Origin of the sequence: Amycolatopsis kentuckyensis, from assembly GCF_002155975.1 — a bacterium.
GTDB lineage: Bacteria > Actinomycetota > Actinomycetes > Mycobacteriales > Pseudonocardiaceae > Amycolatopsis > Amycolatopsis kentuckyensis.
In genome coordinates this window covers 1-4,799 of sequence record NZ_MUMI01000654.1, presented here as the reverse complement: position 1 = coordinate 4,799, position 4,799 = coordinate 1, and the positions used below count along the sequence as shown (strand labels likewise).

General features: G+C 74.9%; 2 protein-coding genes. Both read right to left on the bottom strand.

Annotated elements, in window-relative coordinates:
• On the bottom strand, nucleotides 1-3,542 hold a 3,542-nt coding region (locus tag CCN39_RS44905; RefSeq protein ID WP_143264405.1), incomplete at its 3' end, for a non-ribosomal peptide synthetase.
• Between the two features lie 40 nt (nucleotides 3,543-3,582).
• Nucleotides 3,583-4,799, bottom strand: a 1,217-nt coding sequence (locus CCN39_RS44900; RefSeq protein ID WP_143264404.1) for a serine hydrolase domain-containing protein, incomplete at its 5' end; no start/stop codon positions are given.

Genomic DNA, 4,799 nt, shown 5'->3' with positions numbered 1-4,799 from the left:
GTGAGGTCGAGGCCGGCGCGCACCTGCGCGGCCGCGGCCTCGATGCCGGCGCGCTGCCCGGCGTCGCCGAGCGAAGACAGGTCCCGGATCCGCAGCAGCCCGGATGGTGGCGTCGGCGTGACCTCCTGCCGCCACTGGCCGTCGACGGTGAAGAACCGGGTCCGCAGGGCGTCGTGGTGGGCGACGACCGCGTCGAGGGCGGTCCGCAGTGCCTGCTGGTCGACACCGGCGGGCAGCTCCAGCAGCTGCGACATGGTGAAGTGGGCCAAGGGCCCGTGGGTGGCGAAGAACCAGTGCTGGATCGGGGTGAGCGGCGCCGGGCCGGCGACCGGTCCCGCCGCCGGGGCGTGCACCGCGGCGGTCTGCACGGCGGTCGCGAGCCCGGCGATGGTCTGGTGCAGGAAGATGTCGCGCGAGGTGAGCCGCAGGCCGGCCTGCCGGGCCTGGGCGACCACCTGGATGCTCAGGATCGAGTCGCCGCCGAGGCCGAAGAAGTTGTCCTCGACGCCGATGCGGTCGTTGCCGAGCACCGCGGACCAGATCGCCACCAGCTGGTGCTCGACGGCGGTCCGCGCGGGCACGTAGGCCCGGCCGTCCGTCGGCGCGTCCGGGGCGGGCAGCGCCCGGCGGTCGACTTTGCCCTGCGGGGTCAGCGGAATCGCGTCGACCGGGACGAACGCCGAGGGCACCAAATAGTCGGGCAGCGTGGCCCGCAGGGCGGCGCGGAGACCGTCCGGCGTGACCTCTCCGGCGCCGACGACGTAGGCGACCAGCCGGGCGTGCCCGCCGTCCGGCCGGTGGGCGACGACGACGGCCGCGGCGACGTCGGGCAGGCGCACCAGCGCGGCCTCGACCTCGCCCGGCTCGACCCGGAAGCCGCGGATCTTCACCTGGTCGTCGAGCCGGCCCAGGTACTCCAGCTGCCCGTCCGCGGTCCAGCGGACCCGGTCGCCGGTGCGGTACATCCGCGTCCCCGGCGCCCCGAAGGGGTTCGCGACGAAGCTGCCGGCGGTGCGGCCCGGCCGGCCGAGGTAGCCGCGGGCGAGCTGTGCCCCGGCGAGGCACAGCTCGCCGGGCACACCGGTGGGGACCGGCCGCAGGTCCTGGTCGACGACGTAGGCGCGGGTGTTGGCCAGGGGGCGGCCCAGCACCGGGCGGGCGGTTTCGCCGACGCGGCACGAGACGGCGTCCACTGTGTACTCGGTCGGGCCGTAGAAGTTGTGCGCCACGGTGACTTCGGCTGCGGCCAGTTCACGCCAGAGCGTGTCGTCCAGGGCTTCGCCGCCGAGCATGAGGATCTTCGGCCGGTGCCGCGGGTCGGTCAGCAGCCCGGCGGGGATCAGCCGGCGCAGGTAGGTCGGGGTGAGGTCGAGGAAGTCGATCCGGCGCTCGGCGATGTAGCCGACCAGCGCGTCCGGGTCGAGCCGGGTGTCTTCGCCGATCAGGTGCAGCTCGTGGCCGTCGGCCATGAGCAGCGGGCCCTCCAGGGACGTGTCGAACGACAGCGTCGCGGTCAGCGCGGCCCGCAGCCGCCGTCCGGGTGCGGCGAAGTCGGTGCGGTGGTTGAAGAGCAGGTTGGTGAGGTTGCGGTGCGGGACGGCCACGCCCTTCGGGCGGCCGGTCGACCCGGAGGTGTAGATGACGTAGGCCGTGTTGTCCGGCCGCAGCGGCGCGATGCGGTCGGCGTCGGTGAGGTCCGTGCCGGGGTGGTCCGGGTTCGCGGCGGCGATTTCCGCCGGCCCGAGGACCAGTTCGGCGCCGGAGTCGTGCAGCAGCAGCTCTTTCCGGTCGGCGGGCAGGGCCGGGTCGATCGGCAGGTACACCGCACCGGCCTTGAGCACGGCGAGGAAGGCCACGATCGCGTCGGCGGTGCGCGGGAGGGCGAGGGCCACCACCCGCTCGGGGCCGGCGCCCAGCGCGACGAGGTGGCGGGCCAGGCGGTTGGCCATCGCGTTGAGCTCGGCGAAGCTCAGCGCGATGTCCCCGGCGACGAGCGCGGTCTCGTCCGGGCTGCGCTGGGCCTGGGACTCGAACAGCTCGGTGACGGTGGCCGTGGGCACGTCCAGCGCGGTGTCGTTCCAGTCGGTGAGCAGCCGGGCCTCCTCACCGGCGGTGAGCAGCGGCAGCTCGCCGACCGGGCGGTGGGCGTCGGCGGCGATCGCGGTCAGCAGCACGGTGAGGTGCTCGCCCAGCGCGACGGCGGTCCGCGCGTCGAACAGGTCGGTGTTGTACTCCAGCGAGCCGTCGAGCGCGCCGGCGGCCGGCTGGAACTCGACGGTGAGGTCGAAGTTGGCGGCCCGGCGGGCCACCTCGACCGGCTCGGCCGTCAGCCCGGCGAAGTCCACCGGGCCGCCCGCGCTGCCGTGCAGCAGGACCATCGCGTCGAACAGCGGCGTGCGGCTGGCGTCGCGCTCGAGGCGCAGCGCTTCGACGAGCTTTTCGAACGGGGCTTCGGCGTGCTCGAACGATTCCAGGACGGTCGTGCGGACCGTGTCGAGGAACGTCCCGAACGGCGCCGTGCGGTCCACAGTGGACCGGATGACGACGGTGTCGACGAAGAAACCGACGGTCCGCTGCAGCTCGGGCCGGTTCCGGCCGGACACCACGGTGCCGACCGCGATGTCGGTGCGGCCGGTGTAGCGGGCGAAGAGCACCTGGCAGGCCGCGACCAGCACGGTGTAGAGCGTGGTGTCGTGGGCGCGGGCCAGTTCGGCCAGCCCGGCCGCGACACCGGCGGGGACGCTGAAGTGGTGCACGGCACCGGCCGTCGTGCGGACGGCGGGCCGGGGCCGGTCGGCGGGCAGGTCGAGGGGTTCGACGCCGGCGAGCTGCGTCGTCCAGTAGGCGAGGTGCCGGTCGAGGGCGGGCCCGGCGAGCCGGTTGCGTTGCCACACGGCGAAATCGGCGTACTGCACCGCCGGTTCGGGCAGGTCCGCGGGCTCGCCCCGGACGGCGGCCGCGTACAGGGTGCCGAGCTCGCCGACCAGGATGCCCATCGATTCGCCGTCGGTGACGACGTGGTGGGCGGTGATCAGCAGGACGTGGTGCGCCTCGGCGACCCGCACGAGCAGCAGCCGCACCAGCGGCCCGCGGCGGAGGTCGAACGGCCGGCTGTACTCGGTCCCGAGCACCTCGTCGAGGTCGGCGGGCCGCAGCGCGGGATCGGTGGTCAGGTCGACCGTGCGCACCGGGATCTCCGGGGCGGGGTGGACGACCTGGACGGGGGTGCCGCCGGCGTCGTCGATGGTGGTGCGCAGGGCTTCGTGCCGGGCCACCAGCCGCTGCACGGCGCCGGTGAGCGCGCCGGTGTCCAAGGGCCCGGTCAGCCGCAGCGCGACGGCGCTGTTGTACTCGGCATCCCCCGGCCGGAACTCGTCGAGGAACCACAGCCGCTGCTGGGCGAACGACAGCGGAAGCGCATCCTCCCGCGGCGCCCGCCCGATGACGTCGGACCGCTCGGCCCGCCCGGCCAGCCGGCGCTTGAGCGTCTCCCGCAACTCGGCGGGCAGCGCGTCGATGCGGCTCTTCCTCGAGGTGGTCATTGCTTTCGATTCCTCACAACGCAGTTCGGGTGGTGGGAGTTCAGGAAGCGCGGCGCCGCCGCCGGGCGACGCGGCCGCCCGCCTGCATCGCGCTGACGGTTCCGGTGGCCGGGTCGGTCAGGAAGCGGCCGCCGATGATGCGGCGGCCCGTGCCCGGCTCGCGGACCGAGAACGACCCGTCGCGCAGCAGTGCCAGTTCCGGGTAGACCTCGCCGTCGACGACCAGGACCGCACCGCCGTCCGCGCGGACGTCCACCCGGTACTCGAGGTCGCCGTTGGTGTAGTGCCCGGTCAGGTCGGCGGCCGGGCGGGCCGCCCGGCCGAGGTCGCTGGGCAGCTCGTAGTCGCCCACCGGGAGGCCTTCGAGGCGCAGGGCCGCGACCAGGTCCGTCCACAGCGCCGAGCCGGTGCTCCCGTTGCTGGTCAACGCCACGATCCGGCCGTGCGTCGGGTCGATCCGCAGGTGGCAGGACGTGCCGTCCGCGGTGCCGTCGTGGCCGGTCCAGTCCGCGTCCGCGCCGCGGTAGCCCGCCAGGCCGAGCCCCCAGCTGTCGGCCAGGCCGAACGGCTCCGCCCCCGGTACCGGGCGGCCCATGAGCTCGGCCAGGTCGGCCGGCAGCGGGCCGTCGCCGCCGCAGAACATCCCGCCGAACGCCGCCAGGTCCGCGGCGCTCACCGCGAGCGCCCCGGCCGCGGCCTCCGCGGGGGTCAGGGTCTGCGCGACGGGCCGGGCGCGGCCGGTGGCCGCGTGCACGGCGTGCCCGCTGAGGTGCGCGCCGGTCCGGCGCCGCGCGCCCGGCTCCACGACGAACGCGGCCTCGATGCCGAGCTCGTCGAGCAGCAACGTCTCGGTCGCCTCCCACCAGCTCATCCCGGTGATGGCCTCGACCAGGTAGCCGGTCAGCACGTATCCGACGTTGGAGTAGGAAAAACCCAGGCCGGGCGGCTGGACGAGCCCGGCGTCGCGGCAGGCGCGCAGGTACCGGCGGGCCGAGCCGCCGTCGGCCGCGGCGCCGAGCGCGGCCGGCAGCCCGCCGGTGTGGCTGAGCACCTGCCCGACGGTCGGTCTGCCGACCTGCGGGCCGAGGTCGTCCAGGTGCTCGCCGAGCGGGTCGTCCGGGTCCAGGTCGCCGTCGGCGACGAGCAGCATCGCCAGTGCCGCGGTGAACGCCTTGGTGATGGAACCGGCCGGGAACTTCGCCTCGGCGGTGATCTCACCGGCCACGGCGGAGTCCGTCCGGCCGCCGTCGGTGACGA